This window comes from Paralysiella testudinis (assembly GCF_016894345.1).
Classification (GTDB): Bacteria; Pseudomonadota; Gammaproteobacteria; order Burkholderiales; family Neisseriaceae; genus Paralysiella; species Paralysiella testudinis.
Genome location: NZ_CP069798.1, coordinates 915,612 through 939,143 on the forward strand (window position 1 = coordinate 915,612; position 23,532 = coordinate 939,143).

Annotated in this window: 27 protein-coding genes; 11 read left to right on the plus strand and 16 right to left on the minus strand. The window is 57.4% G+C overall.

Features of this window, described 5'->3' with window-relative positions; genetic code table 11:
- Positions 1-49: 49 nt before the first annotated feature.
- The 4 genes from JQU52_RS04630 to JQU52_RS04645 are packed head-to-tail and all read right to left on the minus strand — an operon-like array spanning position 50 to position 2,527.
- Positions 50-439: a RidA family protein gene (locus JQU52_RS04630; RefSeq protein ID WP_230339971.1), complete on the minus strand. Its 390-nt coding sequence runs from the start codon at positions 437-439 to the stop codon at positions 50-52.
- Positions 440-484: 45 nt separating this feature from the next.
- Entirely contained in the window at positions 485-1,675 is a 1,191-nt protein-coding gene (gene hemW, locus JQU52_RS04635) for a radical SAM family heme chaperone HemW (RefSeq protein ID WP_230339972.1), read from the minus strand.
- Positions 1,672-2,280, minus strand: a complete 609-nt coding sequence (rdgB, locus tag JQU52_RS04640; RefSeq protein WP_230339973.1) for an RdgB/HAM1 family non-canonical purine NTP pyrophosphatase — start codon at positions 2,278-2,280, stop codon at positions 1,672-1,674. The genes hemW and rdgB overlap by 4 nt, the downstream gene beginning before the upstream one ends.
- Positions 2,273-2,527, minus strand: a complete 255-nt coding sequence (locus JQU52_RS04645) for an NGO_0222 family membrane protein (RefSeq protein WP_230339974.1) — start codon at positions 2,525-2,527, stop codon at positions 2,273-2,275. The genes rdgB and JQU52_RS04645 overlap by 8 nt, the downstream gene beginning before the upstream one ends.
- 189 nt (positions 2,528-2,716) lie before the next feature.
- Between JQU52_RS04645 and JQU52_RS04650 the strand changes: the two genes are divergently transcribed.
- Complete coding sequence (locus tag JQU52_RS04650) at positions 2,717-3,175, plus strand: copper resistance protein NlpE N-terminal domain-containing protein (RefSeq protein WP_230339975.1); 459 nt, start codon at positions 2,717-2,719, stop codon at positions 3,173-3,175.
- Between the two features lie 70 nt (positions 3,176-3,245).
- Here JQU52_RS04650 and JQU52_RS04655 read toward each other — a convergent pair whose 3' ends face one another.
- The 7 genes from JQU52_RS04655 to JQU52_RS04685 all read right to left on the minus strand — a co-directional run bounded on the left by JQU52_RS04655 (position 3,246) and on the right by JQU52_RS04685 (position 10,602).
- Complete coding sequence (locus JQU52_RS04655; RefSeq protein WP_230339976.1) at positions 3,246-3,539, minus strand: hypothetical protein; 294 nt, start codon at positions 3,537-3,539, stop codon at positions 3,246-3,248.
- Positions 3,540-3,769: 230 nt separating this feature from the next.
- Complete coding sequence (locus JQU52_RS04660; protein ID WP_230339977.1) at positions 3,770-6,163, minus strand: glucose/quinate/shikimate family membrane-bound PQQ-dependent dehydrogenase; 2,394 nt, start codon at positions 6,161-6,163, stop codon at positions 3,770-3,772.
- Between the two features lie 166 nt (positions 6,164-6,329).
- Positions 6,330-7,703 (minus strand): ATP-binding protein, encoded by a 1,374-nt coding sequence (locus JQU52_RS04665; protein WP_230339978.1) that lies wholly within the window; start codon positions 7,701-7,703, stop codon positions 6,330-6,332.
- The gene (locus JQU52_RS04670; protein ID WP_230339979.1) at positions 7,700-8,362 is read right to left on the minus strand and encodes a response regulator; all 663 of its coding nucleotides are present in this window, start codon (positions 8,360-8,362) and stop codon (positions 7,700-7,702) included. Before JQU52_RS04670 ends, JQU52_RS04665 begins: the two co-directional genes overlap by 4 nt.
- A gap of 6 nt (positions 8,363-8,368) precedes the next feature.
- Positions 8,369-8,899, minus strand: coding sequence for a cytochrome b/b6 domain-containing protein (locus JQU52_RS04675; protein WP_230339980.1), 531 nt, complete (start codon positions 8,897-8,899; stop codon positions 8,369-8,371).
- 125 nt (positions 8,900-9,024) lie between these two features.
- On the minus strand, positions 9,025-9,291 hold the full coding sequence (locus JQU52_RS04680) for a PepSY domain-containing protein (RefSeq protein WP_230339981.1): 267 nt from the start codon (positions 9,289-9,291) through the stop codon (positions 9,025-9,027).
- Between the two features lie 612 nt (positions 9,292-9,903).
- Complete coding sequence (locus JQU52_RS04685; protein ID WP_230339982.1) at positions 9,904-10,602, minus strand: VIT1/CCC1 transporter family protein; 699 nt, start codon at positions 10,600-10,602, stop codon at positions 9,904-9,906.
- A gap of 318 nt (positions 10,603-10,920) precedes the next feature.
- On the opposite strand from JQU52_RS04685, the gene eptA reads away from it, so the two are divergent.
- The 3 genes from eptA (at position 10,921) to dcd (ending at position 14,314) form a co-directional block, all read left to right on the plus strand.
- On the plus strand, positions 10,921-12,543 hold the full coding sequence (eptA, locus tag JQU52_RS04690) for a phosphoethanolamine transferase EptA (protein ID WP_230339983.1): 1,623 nt from the start codon (positions 10,921-10,923) through the stop codon (positions 12,541-12,543).
- A gap of 141 nt (positions 12,544-12,684) precedes the next feature.
- Positions 12,685-13,587 carry a recombination-associated protein RdgC gene (locus JQU52_RS04695; RefSeq protein ID WP_230340524.1) on the plus strand — a complete coding sequence of 301 codons (903 nt, stop codon included), beginning with the start codon at positions 12,685-12,687 and terminating at the stop codon, positions 13,585-13,587.
- A 160-nt stretch (positions 13,588-13,747) separates the two neighbouring features.
- Positions 13,748-14,314: a dCTP deaminase gene (gene dcd / locus JQU52_RS04700; protein ID WP_230339984.1), complete on the plus strand. Its 567-nt coding sequence runs from the start codon at positions 13,748-13,750 to the stop codon at positions 14,312-14,314.
- A gap of 148 nt (positions 14,315-14,462) precedes the next feature.
- Here dcd and JQU52_RS04705 read toward each other — a convergent pair whose 3' ends face one another.
- Positions 14,463-14,858, minus strand: coding sequence for a hypothetical protein (locus JQU52_RS04705; RefSeq protein ID WP_230339985.1), 396 nt, complete (start codon positions 14,856-14,858; stop codon positions 14,463-14,465).
- Between the two features lie 231 nt (positions 14,859-15,089).
- On the opposite strand from JQU52_RS04705, the gene JQU52_RS04710 reads away from it, so the two are divergent.
- The 6 genes from JQU52_RS04710 (at position 15,090) to JQU52_RS04735 (ending at position 18,537) form a co-directional block, all read left to right on the plus strand.
- A complete protein-coding gene (locus JQU52_RS04710; RefSeq protein WP_230339986.1) occupies positions 15,090-15,608 on the plus strand; it encodes a GbsR/MarR family transcriptional regulator in 519 nt (172 codons plus the stop codon).
- 134 nt (positions 15,609-15,742) lie between these two features.
- Positions 15,743-16,213: a hypothetical protein gene (locus tag JQU52_RS04715; protein ID WP_230339987.1), complete on the plus strand. Its 471-nt coding sequence runs from the start codon at positions 15,743-15,745 to the stop codon at positions 16,211-16,213.
- A gap of 8 nt (positions 16,214-16,221) precedes the next feature.
- On the plus strand, positions 16,222-16,617 hold the full coding sequence (locus JQU52_RS04720) for a DoxX-like family protein (protein ID WP_230339988.1): 396 nt from the start codon (positions 16,222-16,224) through the stop codon (positions 16,615-16,617).
- On the plus strand, positions 16,617-17,084 hold the full coding sequence (locus JQU52_RS04725) for a DUF2269 family protein (RefSeq protein ID WP_230339989.1): 468 nt from the start codon (positions 16,617-16,619) through the stop codon (positions 17,082-17,084). Before JQU52_RS04720 ends, JQU52_RS04725 begins: the two co-directional genes overlap by 1 nt.
- An 11-nt stretch (positions 17,085-17,095) precedes the next feature.
- Positions 17,096-17,503: a thiol-disulfide oxidoreductase DCC family protein gene (locus tag JQU52_RS04730; RefSeq protein WP_230339990.1), complete on the plus strand. Its 408-nt coding sequence runs from the start codon at positions 17,096-17,098 to the stop codon at positions 17,501-17,503.
- Between the two features lie 194 nt (positions 17,504-17,697).
- A complete protein-coding gene (locus JQU52_RS04735) occupies positions 17,698-18,537 on the plus strand; it encodes an NAD-dependent epimerase/dehydratase family protein (protein WP_230339991.1) in 840 nt (279 codons plus the stop codon).
- 92 nt (positions 18,538-18,629) lie between these two features.
- Here the strand turns inward: JQU52_RS04735 and JQU52_RS04740 are convergent, their stop codons facing one another.
- Genes JQU52_RS04740 through JQU52_RS04755 form a run of 4 tightly spaced genes read right to left on the minus strand, consistent with a single transcriptional unit; the run spans position 18,630 to position 22,671 of the window.
- Positions 18,630-20,093, minus strand: a complete 1,464-nt coding sequence (locus tag JQU52_RS04740; protein WP_230339992.1) for a phosphatase PAP2 family protein — start codon at positions 20,091-20,093, stop codon at positions 18,630-18,632.
- Complete coding sequence (locus JQU52_RS04745) at positions 20,090-21,007, minus strand: fatty acid desaturase (protein ID WP_230339993.1); 918 nt, start codon at positions 21,005-21,007, stop codon at positions 20,090-20,092. Before JQU52_RS04745 ends, JQU52_RS04740 begins: the two co-directional genes overlap by 4 nt.
- Positions 21,004-21,981 carry a Rieske 2Fe-2S domain-containing protein gene (locus tag JQU52_RS04750; RefSeq protein WP_230339994.1) on the minus strand — a complete coding sequence of 326 codons (978 nt, stop codon included), beginning with the start codon at positions 21,979-21,981 and terminating at the stop codon, positions 21,004-21,006. The genes JQU52_RS04745 and JQU52_RS04750 overlap by 4 nt, the downstream gene beginning before the upstream one ends.
- 33 nt (positions 21,982-22,014) lie before the next feature.
- The gene (locus JQU52_RS04755; RefSeq protein ID WP_230339995.1) at positions 22,015-22,671 is read right to left on the minus strand and encodes an SgcJ/EcaC family oxidoreductase; all 657 of its coding nucleotides are present in this window, start codon (positions 22,669-22,671) and stop codon (positions 22,015-22,017) included.
- Between the two features lie 310 nt (positions 22,672-22,981).
- On the opposite strand from JQU52_RS04755, the gene JQU52_RS04760 reads away from it, so the two are divergent.
- A complete protein-coding gene (locus tag JQU52_RS04760) occupies positions 22,982-23,524 on the plus strand; it encodes an OsmC family protein (RefSeq protein ID WP_230339996.1) in 543 nt (180 codons plus the stop codon).
- Positions 23,525-23,532: the final 8 nt, after the last annotated feature.

Here is a 23,532-nt window from a genome sequence, read left to right on the forward strand (position 1 = left end):
TTGCTTATATTTTAGGCTGCCTGAAGTCTAAACAAATAAATCTGGCGGCTTAGTCGTTCAACACCAATACGCCTTCGGCTTCCACCGCCACGCCTTTGGGTAGGCTGGCCACGCCCACGGCGGCGCGGGCAGGGTAAGGGGCTTCGAAGTATTCGGCCATGATTTGGTTGAAGGTGGCAAAGTTGGCCAAATCGGTGAGGTAGGCATTGATTTTGACTACGTCGTTGAGGCTGCCGCCCGCGGCTTCCACCACGGCTTTGAAGTTTTGGAATACTTGGTGGGTTTGCTCGGCAAAGCCGCCAGCCACCACTTCCATGGTTTCCGGCACCAAGGGGATTTGGCCAGACAAATACACGGTGTTGCCCGCGCGCACGGCTTGCGAGTAAGCGCCGATGGCGGCGGGGGCTTTGTCGGTGTGGATGATGGTTTTGTTGCTCATAATCAAACTCCTTTGGTGTGAATGGTGACTAGGCTGCCTGAAAAATCAGGCCAAAAAAAGCTGCAATAAATCGTTTAAAAACCGCCGCCCATGGGCGGTGGGCTGCAAGCGCCGCGGGTCGGCATCCAACAGCCCTTGTGTTACGGCGCGGGCAACGGCGGGCTGAATGGCGGCCGCGCTTAAGCCGGTGCGCTCGGCAAACCAAGCGGCGGGTACGCCATCGGTGAGGCGCAGGGCATTCATCATAAACTCAAACGGTAAATCTTGTGTGACAACTTCGCTGCGGCTGATGGCCTGTGCCGGTTGGCTTTGCATGGCGGCCAAGTAGTCTTTGGGGTGGCGGCTGCGCACGGTGCGCACAATGCCGCCGGCGGCGGAAATTTTACCGTGCGCGCCGGCGCCGATGCCGATGTAGTCGCCAAATTGCCAGTAGTTGAGGTTGTGTTGGCAGGCTTGGCCGGGCTGGGCGAAGGCAGAGGTTTCGTAGTGTTCGAATCCGGCGGCGGTGAGCGCATTTTGCACGGCGTCTTCGATGTCTTGTGCGGCGTCGTCGGCGGGCAGATGGGGCGGCGGCGTGTGGCCAAACGGCGTGTTCGGCTCCATGGTTAAATGGTAGGCGCTGAGGTGGCGTACGCCGGTGGCCAGTGCGGTGTGCACATCGCTTAAGGCTGCCTGAACATCTTGGCCGGGCAGGGCATACATAATATCCACATTCACTTTGGCAAACGTGGCCAGCGCCAGCTCAATCGCTTGCAAGGCTTCGTTGCGGTTGTGGATGCGCCCCAATGCGGCCAGTTTGGTATTGTTGAAACTTTGCACGCCGATGGAAAGCCGGTTGACGCCCGCTTGGGCAAAGCCGATAAAGCGCTCGCGCTCAAAGGTGCCGGGGTTGGCTTCTAAGGTGATTTCGGCATCGGGCAGCAGGCGCACGCGGGCGCGGATGCCTGCCAGCAAGGTGTCGATGGCATGGGCGGAAAACACGCTGGGGGTGCCGCCGCCGATAAACACCGTGCCCACCGGCCGCCCCCAGATGTGCGGCAATTCTTGCTCCAAATCGGTGAGCAAGGCGTGAACATAGGCGCTTTCGGCCAGCTCGCCCTTGATTTGGTGTGAATTAAAGTCGCAATAAGGGCATTTCTGGATGCACCAAGGAATATGCACATACAGCGATAAGGGCGGCAGGCTGCTCAGCTGCGGCTTGAGGCTGCCTGAAAAGGCCACGGTGTGGGTGTTCATGCGGCACTAAACAGCGGATTGTGCGCAAGCTTGGCCAGCAGCAAATCCAGCGCTTGGGCGCGGTGGCTGTGGCGGTTTTTCACCGCGGCGGCCAGCTCGGCGGCGGTTTGGCCGTGTTCGGGCAGGTAAAAATGCGGGTCGTAGCCAAAGCCGTTGCTGCCGGCGGCCTCGGCCTGCCATTGGCCGTGCCACACGCCTTCGGCAATCAAGGGCTGCGGGTCATCGGCATGGCGCAGCAGCACCAGCACGCACACGTAATACACCGATAAATCGGCCTGATTAGCCAGCTTGGCATTGAGTTTGGCATTGTTGGCGGCATCGGATTTAGGCTCTTCGCCGCCAAAGCGGGCGGAATACACCCCGGGCGCACCGCCCAATGCCACGGCGCAGATGCCGGAATCGTCGGCCAGCGCGGGCAGGCCGCTGATGCGGCTGGCGTGACGTGCTTTGGCCAGCGCGTTTTCCACAAAAGTGGCGTGTGGTTCGGGGCAGTCGGGCACGGCATAGGCCGATTGCGGCTGCAGGTGGATGTTGAGCGGCGACAGCAATTGCGCCAGCTCGGCCAGTTTGCCGGCATTATTGCTGGCCAAAACCAGTTTATTCATGGGGTGTACTCGTGGTGGTGGCGTTGCGCTGTGCTTGTTGGCGCAAAAAACGCGCCCGCGCCCGTTCGCGCAAAAACAGTGCCAGAGCGCCCATTTGGCCGATTACGCAGGCAAAAGCCAGCAAAAAGCAGGCAATGGCAATGCCTTTGTTGGGCACGGTAAGAAAGTGGCCGCCCAGTGCCACCAAGCCGATAAACATCAGCGAAAATGAGGCAATCAGCAATAAATAGAGTTGGGATTTGGTCATGATGGTGTGTGCTTGTATCAGGCTGGCTGAAACCGTTGGGGTGGTCGCGCGGCGCTGAAGTGAAAAACGGCCACAGTATAGCGCAAATGGCGGCGGCTCGGCAGCGGCAGCGGTGATTGACAGCCTGCGGTTTTGGCGAGAGTATGGCTTGTGTTGGTGTTGAGATGTGGCTAAATAATAGGGTAGAAAATGAGCAGCATGAAGTTGGCGGGGCGCAAAATGGGCATTGCTTGGATGGGAATGTTGATGGTGGTGGCTTTTCAGGTAGCCTGCAAACGGGCACCGCCGCCGGCCACACCACCTTTGCATACGCTGGTGTTTGCGGCACAAAAAACCTTTAAACCGGCGTGGTCTTACCATTACCAAGGCCGCCTGCCGTGCAGCGATTGCGATTATGTGGCCGCCGATTTGGTGCTGGATGCCAATGCTGAATTTTTACTGGTGGCGCGGGCGGTTATCAATGGCGAAGCGGGACAGCGGGTGATGAGGCAGGGCGGCTATCATGTGCGCCCCGACGGCTTGGTGATGTTGGATGGGCGCGGCCAATATTGGGTGCTGGCGGCGGAAAACGGCCGCTTGAGCTTGGGCGGCGGGCAAACAGCGCTGTCAATAGAGCAGGACGGCGAATTGTGCCATGCACCGCCTTGAATCGGCAGATGCCAAACCAGATTAAAAAAGCCCCGGCCAATGGCTGGGGCTTTCGCATTTGGATATCGGTTTATTGGTCGCCGCCGGAGAAGGCGCCGCCCAGACCCAATACCACGGCCAGCAAAATATACAAGACAAAGAAAACCGCCATAATCACCAGATAGGCTTTGCAGAAGTTGGCTTTGTTGGGGTTGGTTTTACTGCTAAAACCCCACACAAACAGCATCACTAGGTTAACCAAAGGAATGGCCAGCACAATCAGGGTGATGATCCACTCGCCCAAGCTGAGCACGGGCGCTTGGTTGCCCATGGCCGCGGCCGGGCTTTGCGGGGCGTTGTAGGGGGAAGTTGGGGTGTTGTCCATGTTTTGCTCCAAAGGATTGAAAATAAAACGCCATTTATGCATAGCAAAAAACTCAATAATCCTACGGTGTTGGCTCGCCTGTGCGGTCAATCAGTTTCGCCTTGTATGATTTATTGATTTTCTTGCTATAACACAATTTAATAGAAAAAAGGGTTTTCTGTATTGGTTTAAGGCTACCTGAAATAAGATTGATGCATGCAATCGGCTTTCAGGTGGCCTTAAATGTTGGTTTAGGGTGCCAACTTATAGGCCACAACATAGTCGCCCAGTTTGGTGCCCACCGAGCCGTGGCCGCCGGCCACAATCAGCACCATTTGTTCGCCTTGGCTGTTGAGGTAGGTCATGGGGGTGGCCTGGCCGCCGGCGGGCAAGCGGCCTTGCCATAATACTTCACCGGTTTTCAGATCGTAGGCGCGCAGATAGTTATCCACCGCCGCGCCCATAAACACCACGCCGCTGGCGGTAATCATCGGCCCGCCAATGCCGGGCACGCCCATTTTGATGGGAATACCCAAGGGGGTCATGTCTTTGATGGTGCCGTTTTTGTGTTGGTAGATCACCTTGCCGCTGCGCAAATCGGCGGTGGCGATATTGCCCCAAGGCGGCTGTTGGCACGGCACGCCCAGCGGCGACAAAAACGGGGTTAGGCTTACGCCGTAGGGTGCGCCTTCATTGGTGCTCACGCCGTGTTCGCCGGTGTTGGCACTGCTTTGATCCACGGCGGCTTGTGGAATCAGTTTGGACACAAAGGCCAGATGCAAGGGCATGCCGAACATCACTTCCTTATGCGGGTCCACGGCAATGCCGCCCCAGTTGAATACACCAAAATTGCCCGGATACACAATGGTGCCTTGCAGCGAAGGCGGGGTGTAGCGGCCTTCATAGCGCAGCTTTTTGAATTCGATGCGGCACAGCATTTGGTCGACTAGGCTGGCGCCCCACATGTCTTTTTCGGTGAGCGGTGCGGGGTTGAAGCTAAGCCCGGATACCGGCTGCACCGGCGAAGCATGGTCTTCGGGAATGGTTTGGGTATCCACGTTCACTTGGCCGATGGGCACAATCGGCTCGCCGCTGGCGCGGTTGAGCACATACACATCGCCCTGTTTGGTGGGCACGGCCAGCGCGGGCTGTACGCCTTGGGCGGTGGTGATGTCGAGCAAAGAAGGCTGCGCCGGGGTGTCCATATCCCATAGATCATGATGCACGAATTGCTGCACCCAGCGCGCTTGTCCGGTTTGCAAGTCCAGCGCCACTACTGATGAGGAATATTTTTCTTCCGCCGGGCTGCGGTACATGCCCAATTGGTCGGGGGTGCGGTTGCCCATGGGGAAATAAGCCAGCCCCAGTGCTTCGTCGGCACTGGCAATCGACCAGCTGTTGGGCGAGCTGACGGCGTATTTTTGATTGGGGTCGTTCACATCCAGCGGTGCGGTGCTTTCCGGATGGCCGGCATCCCAATTCCATAGCAATTGGCCGGTTACGGCATCGTAGGCGCGAATCACGCCGGAAGGCTCGTTTAGCGCATAGTTGTCGTTTACCGCGCCGGCCACAATCACTTTGCCTGCGGCCACCAGCGGCGGCGAGGTGGAGTAGTAATAGCCCGATTGGGTGTAGGGCATGTTGTGCATCAAATCCAGCACACCGTTGTTGGCAAAGTTGCTGCACAAATGGCCGTCTTTGGGGTCGAGCGCATACAGCTTGGCATCGGAAGTGGGCAGGAAAATCTGCTCGTGGCAGGTGGTGCTGGCCACAGTGGCGGGCGTGGTGGCGGCTTGAGGAGCCGGGCGTTCGCTGGCGGTGGCGACAACGGCAGTGGCTGCGTTACCGGCAAAATAGGAAACACCGCGGCAGGTTTGGTGTTGGCGTTGCAAATCGGTGCCCACTTCCGGGTTGAATTGCCACACGGTTTTGCCGCTGTCGGCATCCAGTGCCAGCAGCCAATTGTGGGGGGTGCACAAATACAATAGATTGCCGATTTTCAGCGGTGTGGCCTGATAGGTGAATTCGCCGATGTCTTTGGGGCCTTTGGTGTCGCCGGTTTGCATCATCCAAGCTTGTTGCAATTGGGCCACGTTGGCGGGGGTGATTTGTTGCAGCGGTGAGAAACGCTGGCCGAAATTGTTGCGGCCATAGGCGTGCCATTCGCCTTCGGGTACGGCGGGACCGGTGTTGGGCGTGGGGTTCACCACGGTGTCGGCTACGGTGCCCGGGTATTCATGGGTGGGGTTGGTGATGCTGCCAAAAGCGGCCACGGCGGCCACCGCCACCAAAGCGGTAAGTGCGGGCAGGCCGCGCGTGCCATCCGGGCTTTGCCGCTGCCAAGCACGGCGGAAAAACGGCAGCACAAACCACAAACCAAATAGGCTGGGCAGACCCACACGGGTGGCCAGCGGCCACCAATCATAGCCCGATTCCCACAGCGCCCATGCATAGGTGGCTACCAGTGTGATGGCAAATAAGGTAAGGCCGCGGCTGCGCTTTTGCAGCAAATAAACCGCAGACAAAGCAAAGGCCAAGCCCGCAATCAGGTAATAGCCGCTGCCGCCCAGCCAAACCAAATAAGCGCCGCCCACGGCCAGTATCAGCCCGAACAGCAACAACAGCACTGCACTGAAGGCAATCATGGAGGAATCCTTTCTGATGGGTGTGATGTGTTATTTTTTATCAATTTAGGCAAAAGTATGGTGGTGTGAAACGGCAGTGTCAATATGAATAATCAAGGCTGCCTGAAAGAATGTTCAGGCAGCCTTGATAGGGTGTGAAAGCATGGGTATGGGGTGCGCTTCTGCTTTACGTTGCCGTATCCATACGGATGCGGGCGCGTAAACCGGCGGGGGTGTTTTCGCTGGCGGGCAGGTTGTCTAGGTCGATGCTCAGGCCGTGCAGGCGGGCGATGGTGTCGGCAATCGACAGCCCCAAGCCGCTGCCGGTTTGGCTTTGGCCGGGTGGGCGGAAGAAGCGTTCGCGGATGCGGTGCAAATCCGCCGCCGCCACGCCGCCGCCGTGGTCGCAGATATCGATGTAATCGGGGTGCAAATAAAGCTGTACCTGATTATGCGGCGGGCTGTAGCGCACGGCGTTGTCGAGCAGGTTGCGCAGCAGCAAGCCCAGCAGCATTTCGTCGCCGCTGCAGGGCAGTACATCGGCCCAGCTGTCGGCGCAAAGGTGGCGTTGCAGGCGGATGTGTTGCTCGCGCGCAACCAGGTTTACGCTTTGCAACGCTTGCTCGCTGATGCGCTGCCACGACACCGCAGCGGTGTAGGGCGGTGCTTTGAGCGGATCAAGCCGCGACAGGGTGAGCAGCTGGTCGACCAGATGGCCGGCACGGTCGATGCCGTGGCGGATGGCGGCCAAGCGCTGTTGTTGTTCGTCCGGCTCGTGGGTGAGCGCCAATACTTCGGTTTGTACTTTCAATGCCGCCAAGGGGCTGCGTAATTCGTGGGCGGCATCGGCGGTGAAGCGCTGCTCGCGTGCCAAGGCGGCCTGCATGCGTTGTAACAGCTGGTTGAGCGCGTTCACCATTGGCGCAGCCTCGGCAGGCACGTTGGTGCTAACCGCTTGCAGGCTGTCGGCATCGCGCCGGTGTAATTCGTCGGCCAGTTGGTGCAAGGGCTGCATACCGCGGCGCACTGCCCACACCAGCAGCCACAGCATCAAGGGCAAGGCCAGTAAGGAGAGGATGATTTGAATCAACAGGGCGTTGCCCACGGTTTCCAGCCGCTCTTTCCAGCGCGCGGCCACCGCCACGCTGGTGCCGTTGTCGGGGTTGCGCAGGTAAATCACCCGCCACGATTTGCTCTGCCACCAATGGCCTAAATTATCAAAGCCCTGATATTCGGCGCGGTAGGGCAGCTGGCTGCCTGATTCGTCGGCCAGCAGTAAGGTGCCATCCGCGCGCCACAGGGCAAAGCCCATTTCGTCGTCATCGGCTTGGCCGCGTTGGGCTTTGGGCAGCTTGAGCTCGGGCAGAATGGTGGTGGCACCATCGGGAACGGGTACATGCAAGAGCTGGCGTGCCAGCTGGCTCATTTGGCTGTCGCCCGCTTCGTTGATTTCGTGCAATACCGCCACGGCGCTGAAGGCGGCGGTGGCCAGCCATAGTATGGGCAGGCTTAAGCCCAGATACCAAAACAGACGCTGGGCAATGGCGGTGGTGGCTTTCATGGCTCGTTGCCCAGCTGGTAGCCTAAGCCGCGGCGGGTGAGGATAAATTGGCTGCCGATTTTTTTGCGCAGGTGGTGGATATGTACTTCCACGGCGTTGCTTTCCACTTCTTGATCCCAGCCGTAGAGTTTGTCTTCAATTTGCGCGCGGCTGAGGATGCGGCCTTGATTGCTGAGCAAAAGTTGCAGCAGCAGCCATTCGCGTTGGGTAAGGGTGAGGGTGTGGCCGTGCAGCGTGGCGGTGCAGGCGGCAGTGTCTAAAACCAATTGGCCGTAGGCCAGCGATTCTTGCGTGCGCCCTTGGCTGCGCCGCACCAAGGCGTGCAGGCGTGCCACCACTTCGTCTAGCGCAAACGGTTTGCATAAGTAGTCGTCGGCGCCGGCATTCAGCCCGGCAATGCGCTCGGGCAGGGCATCGCGGGCGGTGAGAATCAGCACCGGCGTGTGGTGGCCTTGCTGGCGCCAATGTGCCAACACGCGCATACCGTCGATTTCAGGCAGCCCCAAATCAAGTATGGCGGCATCGTAGGGGGCGCTGCTCAGTGCATTTAAGCCCAAGCGCCCGCTTTGCAGCCAATCGGCTTGGATGCCGTGTTTTTTGAGGCCAAGGTGGATGCCTTCGCCAATATCGGGGTCGTCTTCAAGCAACAGAATGCGCATTTGGGTTTAGTCCGGCAGGTTTTTGCGCCCGGTAATCATGGCGCGCGGCAGGTTGACGCGAGTATACAAGCTCATGCCGATGGCGGCCAGAATGTGAATCGCAATCAGCACTATCAGGCCGTTGGCCAGCACTTCGTGGATTTCTTGCAGCCATTCTTCGCCAAAAAAGCGGTCGGTGCCCATCAGGTAGCCGCTCGCGCCCAGCATCAACACCACCGCCCACAGCGCCAGCATCATGATGGCACCAAAGGGATTGTGGCCGTGGTGCGGGTCCGGCTCGCGGTTTTGCATGTGCTGCCAATGGGCTTTCAGCCGCGCAGGCGTGGGCCAAAAATCGCTAAAGCGGGCATGGCGGCTGCCCACCAAACCCCACAGCAGCCGCACCGCCACCACGGCACAGGCGGTATAGCCGATGTAGCGGTGCCACATTTCGCCTTCTTCTACCAGCCCGGTTAAATTCACCAATACACAGGCGGCCAATAGCCAGTGGGCAATGCGCACCAGTGGATCCCAAACATAGACAGTGGTTTTGTTCATGATTTTTTCTGCGTTGCTTTAATTAAAATTAAAACGGCTGCCGTAAACGCAGCCGTGCCACTTAATATTTTCAGGCAGCGTTGATATGGTTTTCAAGGCTGCCTGAAAGCAAAATACAAGGCTGTTTATTTGCTGATTTCGCTTTTTACCGGCTGGCCGGTTTTGGTGTCGAAATAGATTTCGGCTTTTTTGCCATCGCGGGTGTGGCCGTACATTTCATAGCAATTGCCGTCTACTTTGAATTTTTTGATGGTGTAGCCTTGTTGTTGCAATTGGGCTTGCAGCTTTTCTTTCGGCATCCACTCGTTTTGCGGGTGTTTTTCACATTTGGCACCGGCAAAAGCGGGCACGGCAACCAAGGCGGCCAGAAGAACAAAAACGGATTTTTTCATGGTGATTTCCTTTATTAGGGATTGGTTTTATAGCAAAAAAATAAATAAATCATACAAGGCGGCCAGCCGCAGACAGTATAGGTATACGGCAAGGCGAGCCAACGCTGTAGGATTGTTTAGTTTCTTTGCTAGAAATGCACCACAGCGGTGGCTTGGTGTGTATTAAACCGCCGCCGCCTTAACGCGGCCTTAAGAGCCTGTTCACAATCTTTTATTGTGCTGCTTTCAGCACATAAACAGGCACATGCTGCGTTAAAAATGCGCGCCAAAGCTTGCTTTGGCTGTGCTTTTTGCCTTGCCTGCACCCGTTTCTGCACTAAAATCCGCTACAAAAAAGATCGTGAACAGGCTCTAAGCCGATGTTGGCGTGTGTAAAGAGGGTAAACCACATCAATCGGCAGCAAAAAACCGCCACGCAAAAAAAAAAACCAACAGTACCATGCGGGCAGTCTGCCGTAGAGTGCGGTTGGTTTTGGGATGGCCTGCGGTGTGCTGCGTCGTCTTTTTTAAGGCTGAAAATGTGAAACCGTCATTGCCGAATCAGTTCGGCAATGACGGTTTCGATGGTTTCAGGCAGCCTTTAAAACAGGCGGATGCCCATGTCCCGCCGAGTTAAGCCTGCACACCCAAAAAATGGCCAATCAAGCTGGTGCTGGCCAGCGCCACCGCACCCCACAGCAATACGCGCACCAGTGCCGGTTTTACCGGCGCGCCGCCGAGTTTGGCCGAGGCATAGCCCAACACGCCCAGCCCGGCCAAGGTGCTGGCGGCCAGCGCGGGCATCAGCGCGGCGGTGGGGCTGAAAATGGCCACCAGCACCGGCAAAATAGCGCCGCTGCAAAACGCCAATGCCGAGGCACCGGCCGCCTGCAAAGGGTTGGCGCTCATGGTGTCGGTGATGCCGATTTCATCGCGGGCGTGGGCTGCAAGGGCGTTGTGCTCGGTGAGCGCCACCGCCACTTCGTGCGCCAAATCGGGGTTGAGGCCGCGGCCTTCATAGATGCGGGTGAGCTCGGCCAGCTCTTTGTCGGGGTTGCGCTCCAGCTCGCGTGCTTCTTTGATTAAATCCGATTTTTCGGTGTCGGCTTGGCTTGACACCGATACATACTCGCCCGCCGCCATCGACACCGCGCCGCCCACCAGCGCGGCCACGCCGGTAATCAAGATGGTGCCGGCATCGGGGCGGGCGGCGGCTAGGCCGATAAGCAGGCTGGCGGTGGAAATCAGGCCGTCGTTGGCGCCCAAAACACTGGCGCGCAGCCAGTTGTTGCGTTGGCTGAAATGCGGTTCGATATGCCAAGAGTGGCTCATTTTGAATGCTCCTAAAAATGGGTGGTCAACACAATTTTACAATGATAGCTGTGTTGGCTGAAGCCAATCTTAAACCGTGGCGATATTAATTATGTAATTATGCTGCCTGAAAATCAGCATTGCTTTTGGTATATAAATTCAATCAATACAAAGGTATTGCGGCATAAGATGTTTGTTTGGATGGCAATACTTGTTCGGTTCGGGTACAAACACGCCCTTGTCTTTAAGATTGGCTTAATTTTGACAGTATAAGTTAGTGCCTTGGCCGATTGATGAGATTGGCGTGGTGTTGGGTAACGAAGAACAGATAGGGGATTTATGCGTTGGCGTTTGCATTTAAGCAGCAATCAGATTGTGTTGGTGTTCAGTGTGTTTGCACTGGTGGTGTTCAATATCCATTATTGGCAACACATGGCTGCGCACGCACCGTTTGGTGAGGGGCGTAACTGGCTGCTGTGGCTCACGATGCCGTTTTTTTTGCTGGCGTGCATGAATTTTTTGATTCAACTCACCTTTTGGCCTTATGTGCATAAGGTGTGGATACCGCTGCTGCTGGTGTTGGGCGCGGGTGCCAGCTATGCGGTGATGACGCAAAACATCTATTTTAATGCCGATATGATGCAAAACATCATCCAAACCAACCCGGGCGAAGCCAAATCGTGGTTGGCACCGGGGTTTATCGGCTGGGTGCTGCTCACCGGCGTGTTGCCGGCGCTGTTGTATGTGTGGCTGGTGCGGGTGCGCTATGCTAAGCGCTGGTATCAAGAAATCGGCTGGCGGCTGGCCAGTGTGATTGCTTCGGTGTTGGTGGTGGCCATCGTGGCGGCCACGGCCTATGGCAACTATGCTTCGTTTTTCCGCAACAACAGGGGCATTGCTCATCAGATTACCCCCAGCAACCTGATTGGCTCGGGGTTTTCCACTGCCTACAATGTTTATGATGCCAACCGCCCGCTGGTGCAGATTGGTCTTGACGCCAAACGCACCACTGCGCAGGGCGAGCGCAAAAAAGTGTTTATTCTGGTGGTGGGCGAAACCACCCGTGCCGACAACTGGGGTTTGAGCGGCTATGCGCGCCAAACCACGCCGCAGCTCGCAGCGCTGGGCAGCGAAGTGATTAACTTTGCGCAGGCGTCGTCGTGCGGCACTTCCACCGCCACTTCGCTGCCGTGTTTGTTTTCGCGCATGAGCCGCAGCGATTACAACGGCAACCGCGCCGCGCATGAAGAAGGGCTGATGGATATATTGCAACGCGCCGGTATTTACACCAGCTGGCGCGAAAACGACGGCGGCTGCAAAGGCGCTTGCGACCGCATCAAGCATGTGGACGTACAAGACTGGGCGCCAAAAAACGAATGCGTGCGCGAAGGCTGCTGGGACATCCATCTGCTCACCGGCTTGCAACAGGAAATCGACGCCATGCCCAATGATGGCGTGATTGTGTTGCACACCATCGGCAGCCACGGCCCGTCGTATTACCAGCGCTATCCGCAAGCGTTCAGAAAATTCACCCCCACTTGCGACACCAACCAAATCCAGCAATGCGACCGCCAGGCCTTAATCAACACCTACGACAACACCGTGCTGTATGCCGACCATGTGCTGGCCGAAACCATCAAGCTGCTGCAAAACGACAGCCAAGTGGACAGCGCACTGTGGTATTTTTCCGACCACGGCGAATCGCTGGGTGAAAAAGGCATGTATCTGCATGGTGCCCCGTATATGATTGCGCCCAGCCAGCAAACCCATATCCCGATGGTGTTTTGGGCCAGCCCCGGTTTTTACCAGCACAGCGGGCTGAATCAAACCTGCTTGCGCGACCATGCCGGGCAGCAAACTTATTCGCACGATAATGTGTTCCACTCCATGCTCGGCATCATGGGCGTGGGCACCGAGGAATATCAGGCGGATTTGGACTTGTTTCGGGCTTGCCGCAGTTAAATAACTTCATCATGCACTTTCAGGCAGCCTTGTGTATCCCAAGGCTGCCTGAATTTTATTCCGGCCACCTCAAAGCTGCGCCCGCCACCTTGTTTGCCGTATAATGCCGCGGTTTGAGCATGGCACAACAGAAAGCACGTGATGTGGTTTAAACAACTCTCTATCTACCCCTTAAACAAAGCCCAACTGCCCACCTTGGAAACCTTGGCCGATAAATTGGCCGCCGCCGAATTCGCCCCTTGCATGGGGCTGGATTGGGACAGCGTGGGCTTTGCCGCTCCGGCCTCGTTTCAGCCGCAAGAAATGGTGTTTGCGGCGCAAAACACTTGGCGCGTGGCGCTGAAAAAAGAAGAAAAAGTGCTGCCCGCCGCGGTGGTGCGCGATATTCTGGACGACAAAGTACAGGAAATCCAAAACGCCGAAGGGCGCAATGTGGGCCGCAAAGAAAAGCAGGAGCTGAAAGATAACATCACCGACGACTTGCTGCCGCGCGCCTTCACCAAAAGCAGCCGCACCGAAGCCGTTTTTGATACCGACCACGGCCTGCTGCTGGTGAACAACGCCAATGCCAATAAAGCCGAAGCGCTGCTCACCAAGCTGCGCGAAGCGTTGGGCGGCTTGGAAGCGCGGTTGCCGCGCACCAACCAATCCCCCGGCAGCCTGATGACCGACTGGCTGCTGCGCGGCGCGGGCGAAGGCGGCTTTGAGCTTGACAGCGATTGCGAGCTCAAAGGCTTGGGCGATGCCGCCGCCACCGTGCGCATGAGTAAGCAGGATTTAAGCGCCGAAGAAGTGATTAACCATGTGAAAAACGGTAAAATCGTGACCCAATTGGGCTTATGCTGGCAAGAGCGCGTGCGCTTTGTGCTCACGCAAGACTTCACCCTCAAGCGCATCCAATTTTTGGATGTGTTGCAAGAAGAAGCCGCAAGCCACGGCGACGATATGGCCAGCCTGATGTTTGCCAGCCAGATATTGATGAGCGAAGCGCTGAGCACCTTGATTGCCGAGCTGGTGTTGCATTTGGGCGGCTGGGCAGAATAATACCAATTCTACAAAATAAGATAACAAGGCGGCGAGCTGAAGACAGTACAAGTAGTACGGCAAGGCGAGCCAACGCAGTTAGGTTATTTTGTAGAATTGGTATAACAGGCTGCCTGAAAAGGCTTCAGGCAGCCTAATCCACCAACACAAGGGTTAAACAATGAGCATCAAATCCGATAAATGGATTCGCCGCATGAGCGAAGCGCACGGCATGATTGAGCCCTTTGAGCCCGGGCAAATTAAAGAAGCCGACGGCAAGCGCATTATTTCCTACGGCACTTCCAGCTACGGCTACGACATCCGCTGCGCGCGCGAATTTAAAATTTTTACCAACATCAACAGCACCATTGTGGATCCGAAAAATTTCGACACCCGCAATTTTGTTACCGTGGAAGACGACTACTGCATCATCCCGCCCAACTCATTTGCGTTGGCGCGCACCGTGGAGTATTTCCGCATCCCACGCAATGTGCTCACCGTGTGCTTGGGCAAATCCACCTATGCCCGCTGCGGCATTATTGTGAACGTAACCCCGTTTGAGCCGGAATGGGAAGGCTATGTAACGCTGGAATTTTCCAATACCACTCCGCTGCCGGCCAAAATCTACGCCAACGAAGGCGTAGCGCAAGTGCTGTTTTTTGAGAGCGACGAAGTGTGCGAAACCTCGTATAAAGACCGCGCGGGCAAATACATGGGGCAAACCGGCGTTACCTTGCCGAAAACCTGATTGCGCTTGTGGCGTAATGCTAGCTTGGTGATACAACAGGGCCGCTGCGATGCAGCGGCCTTGCTTTTATTGTGTCTTTTATTACGTTAAATGTAGAACAAATACAAGGCTGCCTGAAACTACCCTAAATAATATGGGCTAATCTGTATTATTTTGAATGATAGGGTGCCAATACTTCATTTAAATAGACTTCTGTTAAACAAAGGTCTGCGCCGGTGTCAGTGAATTTTTGGCAGTTCCAGCGCAACCGCTGTTTGTTACTGTCAAGATTCGGGTCGGTTGCATAGTATGCGGTTACGGCATCGGCAGTAGAGGTTGTAATCGGGAATAAGCGAGTAATCGGTTTGTCTGCCGAAAAGAAAACGGCCTGGCAGACTTCGGTTTTATCACAGGCTTTAGTAAAGGCATTGCGATAATCTGATTTGCTGGCATTAGCCGGCATTTGTATTAGTTTGGTGGTGCCTATGGTCTGGGTTTCGTTGGCGCCAGAGCAAGCGCTTAATAATAGCAGTGATGAAACAAGCAGTGCGTTGCGGTATGACATGAGCCCATCCTTTTATTAAGCAAATTTTTCGTAGCAGGCGTTAAGCCTGTTTTTTTTATGCCCGCCATTTGGCGGTTTTTTTATTGTAATGGGATAAGCAAAATGGGTGAACCTGTATATTAATCTTAACAGTGACTGGGCAATAACAATCTGACCGATTGAAATTAAAGCTGAGAAAAATCTTTTATTTCTGTATTGACAGAAATAAAAGACAAGTCTATGCTGGCAGGCATGAAACTAAATCCCACCACCGAAAAATTTGTGCTGCACTGGGGCGAAATGGGCACCCAATGGGGCGTGAACCGCACCGTGGCGCAAATCCATGCGCTGCTCTATATTTTGGGGCGGCCGCTGAATGCCGACGAAATTGTGGAAACCTTGGGTGTGGCGCGCTCGAATGTGTCCACCAGCATTAAGGAATTGCAAAGCTGGCAATTGGTGCACACCGTGCACATCATGGGCGACCGGCGCGACCACTTCACCACCGAAGATGATGTCTGGGCCTTGTTCCGCACCATTGTGGCCGAGCGCCAACGCCGTGAAATCGAGCCGACGGTGCGCTTTTTGCAATCCTTGATGGACAGCCCGGAATTTGCGCAAGAAAACGAAGCGGTGCGCGGGCGCATTGTGCAAACCCACGATTTTGTGAACACGCTCACCCGCTGGGCCAATGAAATGCTCAGATTGTCTACCGGCACTTTAACCAAAGTGTTGAAGCTGGGGGCAAGCATACAAAAGCTGTTGCGCTAAGTGTTGCGCAGATTGGATATTTGAATCCGATCTGCGGCGGATAAACAGGATGTGCCTGTATAGGGCAACCCAAAATCCGGCAAAATTTTTTCACGCGATATTTCTGTTTAAACTGAAATTACGGAAAATTAAAAATGGAAAATACCAACCATCAACAACAGCCCAACCCATATGCCAGTACGGTGGCGGCATTGCCTGTAAAGCCAAAAGCCGCGCAGCCTTATCCCTATGTGCGGGTGATATTGGGCTTTGCCTTGCTGGGTGGTGCCACGGGCGGGATGATATTGGCGTTGGGCTCGGCACTGCTGGATGGTATGGGTGAGGGAATAGCTGCCTGGCTGCCTGTGCTGCTGGTGTTTATGATTTATGGCGCACTGCTGGGGTTCGTGCCTGCTTTGTTGTGTGGTGTGTGGCTGGCACTGTGGCAAACCCGGCGCAATGCAGCTGGTTTGCTGCACGCCGCGCTGGCCGGCACGGTGGTGAGTGGGCTGTGTCTGTTGTTGGTGGCACCGGATATGAGCATCACCGTTTTCGGATTGCTGGGCGGGGCATCGGCGGTGTTGTTGGTCGTTTTGTTGTTGCCCGCACCCGTTGAGGCTGCCTGAAAGGCATCATGATGCATAAACCTATTCCGCTGTATTTGTCTGCATCGCTGGGGGTGCTGTGGTTGTGGAGCGGCATGCAGCCGCTGCTCACCGCGCCGCAGCAATCGCTGGCTTTGTTGGCACAATTGGGCATGCCCACACCGGCACAATGGCCGCTGTTGCTGGCGGCCTCGGCTTGGGATGTGCTGCTGGGCGTGGCTTGTTTTAGCCGCTGGCGTGCCTATTCATGGCTGTGGGCTGTGCAACTGGCCACGGTGCTGGCCTACAGCGTGATGATAGCCGTGGGGCTGCCTGAATACTGGCTGCATCCGTTTGCGCCGCTGCTGAAAAACCTGCCGATTGCGGCGTTGATGCTGTACTTATGGCAACAAAGCCATTGTGATTTGAAAATAGGAGCCAAGTGATGAATCTTTATTTCACCATCAAAACCCTGCATATTCTGTCGGCCACGCTGATGGTGGGCACCGGCTTTGGCAGCGCGTTTTATTTGTTTTGGGCCAACCGCAGCGGCTCGGTAGCAGCGCAGGCGGTGGTGGGGCGTTGGGTGATGAAGGCCGATTGGTGGTTTACCACCCCGGCGGTGATTTTCCAGCCGCTGTCCGGCTTGTGGCTGGCGCAGCATTTGGGCTGGCCTTTGTCGGCTACTTGGCTGTGGTTGGCGCTGGCTTTGTATGCCTTGGCCGGTGCCTGCTGGCTGCCGGTGGTGTGGCTGCAAATCCGCATGGCGCGCATGGCTGCTGCCGCCAATGCCGCCAACGGCACATTGCCGCCGCGCTACTGGCGCTATGCTCGCGCGTGGGAATGGCTGGGCTATCCGGCGTTTTGCGCCATGGTGGCGGTGTATTTTCTGATGGTATTCAAGCCTGCTTAAAGGAGTGTGTCATGTCTGCTTATCACGTGTTTTACGATGCCCAATGCCCGATCTGCATCCGCGAAATGGCCTTGGTGCGCGAGCAAAATGTTTCAGGCAGCCTCAATACCGTGCCGATTCAGGGCAATGAAGCGCTGCTGGCGCAATACGGTGTCAACGCCGACGCGGCAATGACCTTGCTGCATGTGGTGGCGGCAAACGGCACCATCACTAGCGGTATGCCCGCCTTGCGGATTGTCTACCGCGAATGCGGCGGCAGGCCGCTGGCACAAATCTGGAATTGGCCGCTGCTGAGCAAACTGGCCGATTGGGGCTATCCGTGGTTTGCCCGCCACCGCTACCGCTTCCCGCGCTGGCTGCTGCCGCGCCCGCAATGTGAAAGCGATGTATGCGGCCTGCCGCCACATAAGCGCAAATAAGCGTGAGTGAACAGCTCAAGATAAACATTAACTTATCAAGGCTGCCTGAAATCTAAGCTTGGCAATAACGGATTTAATGTTTTCAGGTAGCCTTAACCTTAACACGCCGATGTGTAAGCTCAAAAAATAAAACAACAGGGCGGCATGGATGGGGTTTTACCAACATTTCAGGCAAACAAAGCAAGGAGTAAAAAATGAATATCTTATTACTGGGCGGCAGCGGCTTTATCGGCAAACGCGTGGCGGCTTTATTGCGCCAGCAAGGGCATCAAGTGGCCACGCCCGGCCATCGCGAGCTGGATTTACAGCACCTGCACGAAGCACAAGCCATGCCGTTGCTGGCGGATAAAGAGGTGGTGGTGAACTGCATCGGCGTGATGAGCCGCCATGCCGATGTTTTGGAAACCATCCACCACCACGCCCCGGCGCAATTGGCACAATGGGCGCAGGCGGCGGGCGTGCAGCGCTGGGTGCAGCTTTCGGCTTTGGGGGCGGACGCGGCGCAAACCGTGGCGTTTGTGGGCAGCAAAGGGCGCGGTGATGCCGCCTTGTGCGCCAGCGGTTTGCAGCTGGCCTTGGCGCGGCCATCGGTGGTGTATGGGCGCGGCGGTGCCAGCTGCGAGCTGTTTATCAAACTGGCACATCTGCCTGTGCTGGCCTTGCCCGGCGGCGGCCGTTTCGACTTACAGCCGGTGCATGTGGGCGATGTGGCGGCAGGCATCGTCAATATGGTGAACCACCCGCCGCCGCACGCCACGGTGGTGAACATGACCGGCAGCCAAATCTGCACCTTGGCCGGCTATCTGAGCACCCTGCGCCAAACCCTGCACCGCAAGCCGCCGCTGCGGGTGCTGCCGATACCGCTGGCGCTCATCAAGCCAATGTTGCCGCTCACCAATATCCTCAGCAACGGCATCCTCAGCCCCGGCAGCATCGCCTTGCTGGAAGCGGGCAACTGCGCCGACAACACCGACTTTGCCGCTCTATTGGGGCGCGCACCGCTGGCGGCGGAACAGTTTGCGGCGGTGGATTAAACGGGTGATGCGCCAATGCGTTCCAATCAAGGCTGCCTGAAATGTATTCAGGCAGCCTTGTGTATTTTCGGGGCTTGGGATTTTATTGGCTTTCAAGCATCGGATGCCAGCCACGGATACAGGCGGTAGAAACGCCGTTGGGCAAAGTCGCGCACCGAGCGGGCAAATATCCGCATGATGCGCTGCGCACGCGGGTCGAGAGAATCGGCGGCCAATTGGGTGTCCAGCAAGCTCAGCTGTTGCAGTGCCTGTGCGTGTTGTGCGGCCATCCATTGTTGCAGCGGCGGCTGGCGCAGCCAGCTGTCCGGCGGGGTGCCGTTGGGTGGCGGGCTGAGCTGTTGCCATTGTGTTTGCGGGATATTGATGATGCCTGCGGCGATGTCTTCGCGTAAATCGCGCATCACCGAGCACCAGCCCAATACGGTGGTGAGCGCGGGTGCGGCGGCGGCGCGGCTGGGCGAGCCCAATGCGGCCAGCAGCAAATCCAGCGATAAGGCAAAGGTGGCTTGGTGTTGCGCTGCCAATGCGATGGCCGACCACACGGCACGTGATTCGGCGCGCAAGCGGTCGGCCCGCATCACCTGCAACAGCGCGCCGACATCGGCCAGCGCATGATTGGCATTCGGCAATAAGGCGAGGCGCTGTTGGAAGTCGTGTGCCAGCAGCATCAGGTTGTGGGCGGTGTGAAAACGGCGCTGCTGCCAAGCGGCCAACAGGTCGTCGGCCACCGCAATCGGTGCGGTGCGGCTGCGGCGGTCGCCGTCCATAATGTCGTCCACCGCTTGTAAAAAGCAGTAGCCGCTCAGCAATAGCGTGCCGCGTTGTGGCCGGCGCAGGCGCTGCGTGGCAATCATCAGGCTAATCAGGGCATAGCGGCGATGGCGTCGGGCAAACGCCCATTGATTGCAGCACCACAGCCATTCTAGCCGCACCCGCTGCAATACCGCGGCTTGCTGCGCCCATGGCGGCACGATGCGCCAAGCCAGCAGCGCCAGCACCGCACCGGCGATGATGTCGAGCAGGTGGTGTTCGTGGATTGACACGGTGCTGGCGGCCACCAGCATCATCCACAGCCAAGAGAGCAAACGCGACAGCGGGCGCAGCACGGGCTGTAAGGCCAAGGCGGCGGTAAGGGCAAACGCCACGTGCAAAGAAGGAAAATGGTTGTGGCGCATGCTCAAGGTGGTGGCCAGCTCAAACCACGGCGCTGCCCAGCCGCTAACATGGCGCGGCGGAAAAGCGGTTTCTACCGGCAGCAACACAAAAAACACACAGGCCAACAGCAATTCGGCCAGTAAAGTGGCCAGCAGCGCCCATTGCGCCGTCCAGTTGAGCTTCACCACGCACCAAAACAACAGCAAGGGCATCAGCAAATACAGCGGCGCCCATTGCGGATAAAACGGCCATGCCGCCTCGCCGGGCAGTGCAGGATGCCAGCGCCACGGTATCCAATCGCTCACGATATTGGCACCGCCGTAGAACAGCAAAAACAGCAGCGCAAACACGGCCGCCAACACCCAGCCGAAAGTGCGCTGGCAGGGCAATGCGGTGTTCACAACACGTCTTTCTGTTGGAAGGTGGGGAAGTTTTCCAGCCGCTGCGGGCCGCGCCAACACGCGCGCCACACATCAATAAACCGCGGGCCGGGGCTGGCGTGTTGCGGCAGTGCATGCCATGGCAGTTGCGGGTATTGGTGGTGTGCCAAATGCAGGTGGTAGTTGAGAAACACTCGCCGCAGCCAGCGCGGTACGCGCAGATTCCACGCGCCGGTGCGCGCATCCAGCGGCGAGAAGGCGTGATCGGTGTATTGCAAGGAGCTCCACATCAGCGCAAAGGCCGCATAGCAGGCAGCCCAGCCGACCAGCGACAAATCAAGCAGATAAAACAATGCCGCTTGCCAAGCCACGGCAGCGTAAATTTCCAAACGGGCAGTGATGGGCGGCAGCTGATCCAGTGCGCCGATGTAGTGGTTGGCGCTGGTTTGCACGCCGCCTTGGCGGCCAAACAGGCGCAGCAAACCTTGGCGTACCCGGCGCGGCGTAACGGCATAGAGCAGCACGCCCAGGCTGGCCACCAGCCAATACAGGCCGGTGAAAATGGCATACCACTGGGCGTATTTCAGCCAACGCACGTCTTGCGGGTGCAATACGTCGAATTGCTCAGCGGCAGAACGGTTGTGGCGGTGGTGGGTAAGGTGGAATGTTTGCTGGATGGCCAAGCCGGTGGGAAACCAGCAGGCGGCCAAGCGCCCGGCCCAGCGGTTGAGTGTCGGATTAAGCGCAAAGATGCTGTGCACGCTTTCGTGTAGCAATGAAAACAGGGTGTTGTTGGTGAGCGAAAACAGCAAGGCCGCCGCCAGCACGCCCCACCACGGCGCATGGCTGGCAGTGTAGAGCCACAGCATATTGGCCGCCGATGCGGCGACGAGCAGCAGTAAATTAAGGGCGGTGGGCGGCGTAGCAGCGTTCATGGGTGGTGTTCCATATCGGCCAAGGTGTGCTGATAAGCCGTAACCGCCTGCACGCCGACATCGGCGGTATGGTTCAACTGTAGGCGCATGCCTTCCACCACGCGAAAATCCTTGCGCAAAAAAGCCAGATACAGCGCCCGCGCCAAGCGCAGCTGTAGGGTGGGCCAGCGGGCGCCGTGGGGAATGCCGATGGCGGCCAAGGCCACGCTGTGCCGTTGCTCCGGGCGGGTGCCGGGTGCGTCTTGCGGCAGTAGGGCGAATACGGCGCTGGTGCGAAATCGCCCCACACGGCTTTGCACCATAATGCTGCTGCCCACGCAGGTGTGCACCAAATGGATGACGCCGCCGGACAAGCGCTGCATCAGCCAGCTGGACAGACCGCCGCGCGGCAACACACGGGTGCGGTAGGTCATGCGCAAGCCGTTTTCAGGCAGTCTTTCAAACAGCGGCTCGCCCTCCACTTGGCGTTGGTGCACCGCTTGCATGTGTTCGAGGTCGAAACCATTGCAAATCATGGCGCGCCAGTCGGCGGCCACCGCTTGCGGCCCGGCAGCCAGCCAATGATGGCCGCCATCGCTACCCGAAAACGGCAGCGGCGGTATGGCGGCGGCAGGCGGGTGCAGCCAAATCAGGCCAAAATGCTCGGCGCTTGGCCAAGCGCGCACGGCCAAACGGCAGCCGGCCTTGATGTGTTCAGGCAGCGTGGGGGCGGCGGTTTGCGGTAATAAGTGGCAAGCGTGCAGGCCGCACACCAATGCCTCGCCGCACACTTGGGCATTGTGCAAATGGGCGCCCATGTGCGGGCAAAAAGCATCGGTGGCGTGAAGTGTGCCGCTGTGGCCGCGATACAGCACCCAAGGTTGCCCGGCCAGGTGGCCGCTGTGTATTTGGCCGGGGCGCAACGCATCGGCACGCGCTACGGCATACCAGCCTTGCGGCCAGTGTTTCCAGTTGTCGGCGGGGTCTTGTGTCATCGGCAAAGGGTGCGATTAAGAGAATAAAGAATTTCAGGCAGCCTTGCGGCGCTGGCGGCGACCAAACCAAAAACCCAGCAGCGCGGCGGCCAGTGCGGCGGTGGCCGCGCCGCCCAATAGCCATTGGCGTTGGGCGTTGAGCACCGGATTGTCGAAAATATTGGCCGAATAATGGAAATTGGCAATCAGCCAGCGCTGCTCATACCGAATCAGGGTGGCGCTCCATTGCGGGCTTACGTTGATGGTTTGGCCGTTGCCCAGCTCGTAGTGGTCGTTGCTGTGGCCAAAAGCCACGGCGGTGTCGCCGTTATAGAGGTGCGATAAGGCTTCAACTTCAAATTGGGTGGTAACCGAGCGCACCAGCGGATTGGGGCCGTTGAGCATGGTATCGAAATATTGGCGGATGCCTTCTTTACCAATCACGCGATCGCCGTTCATGGTGGTGAACACCACATTGTCGGTTACATTGTCCAGTAAGCTGTTCAGGTCGCGTTGGTTCAGTGCGGTTTGCATGCGGTCGCGCAAATCGCGCAATTGCTGGTGTAAGGCCTCATCGGCTGGCACGGCTTGGATGCTGGCGGCAGGGGCAGAAGCAGAAGCAGCGTTGGTGCTGGCGGGTGCGGCGTTGGCCAAGGGTTGAAACAGCAGCACTGCCGCCAATAAGCAGGCCGCCGTGATGCGGGTGGGCATGGAAAAGGTCATGGTGTGTTCTCCGCCAGCAGTCGATTGAGCGGTCAGTATAACTTTAGCCGTTGCGGTAAATCCACCCATGATTGGCATGTTGTGGCGAAAAGGCTGCCTGAACATACCCGAATACACAGAGAAAATGACGCAGAGAAAATGGCGTAGCCAATGTTTGTATGCCCTCTTCATGCCGAAATGGCATAAGCAAAGAAGCATATCTTCTTTTGCGCCCGCGTGTGTGGGGTGGATAATCACGGCGATGGGCAAGGCACGGCTGTGCCTGCTAAGGAATCGTTGATGATTTAAGGAGAAGGTAATGTCTGATGTAACGTATTTGCGCCCGATTGATGCCGAGGGCTTGGCCAAGTTTGCTGCGGCCGGGCGCGACAACCCCAACCGCCAAGGCACGGTGAAAGTGGACACCATCTCGGTGGGCCAGTTCCGCACCCTGAGCTATGTGGCCAGCCACGACCCCAATCATCCGGCAGTGGTGGTGGACGAGCCTTACCATTTGTTTGGCGAAAACACCGCTCCGGCACCGGGCGAAGTGGTGCTGGCGGCGCTGGGCGGCTGCTTGGCCGTGGGCGTGAAAGCCGTGGCCACGCATCGCCAAGTGCAATTATCCAAGCTGGAAGTGTATCTGGAAGCCGATATCGGCAACAGCGCTGCGTGGGGTGCCGGTGGCGCCGAGCGTGAGCCTGCCCAAATGGGCTTTCAAGCCATTCGTGTGAAGGTGAAAGTGGAAGGCGATGCCAGCCGCGAAGTGCTGGACGAAATCGTGCAACACGCCAATTTCTATTCGCCGGTGGCCAATACCCTGCGCAATCCGGTGGCATTCGACATCGGCTTGGCCGACTGATTCTATAG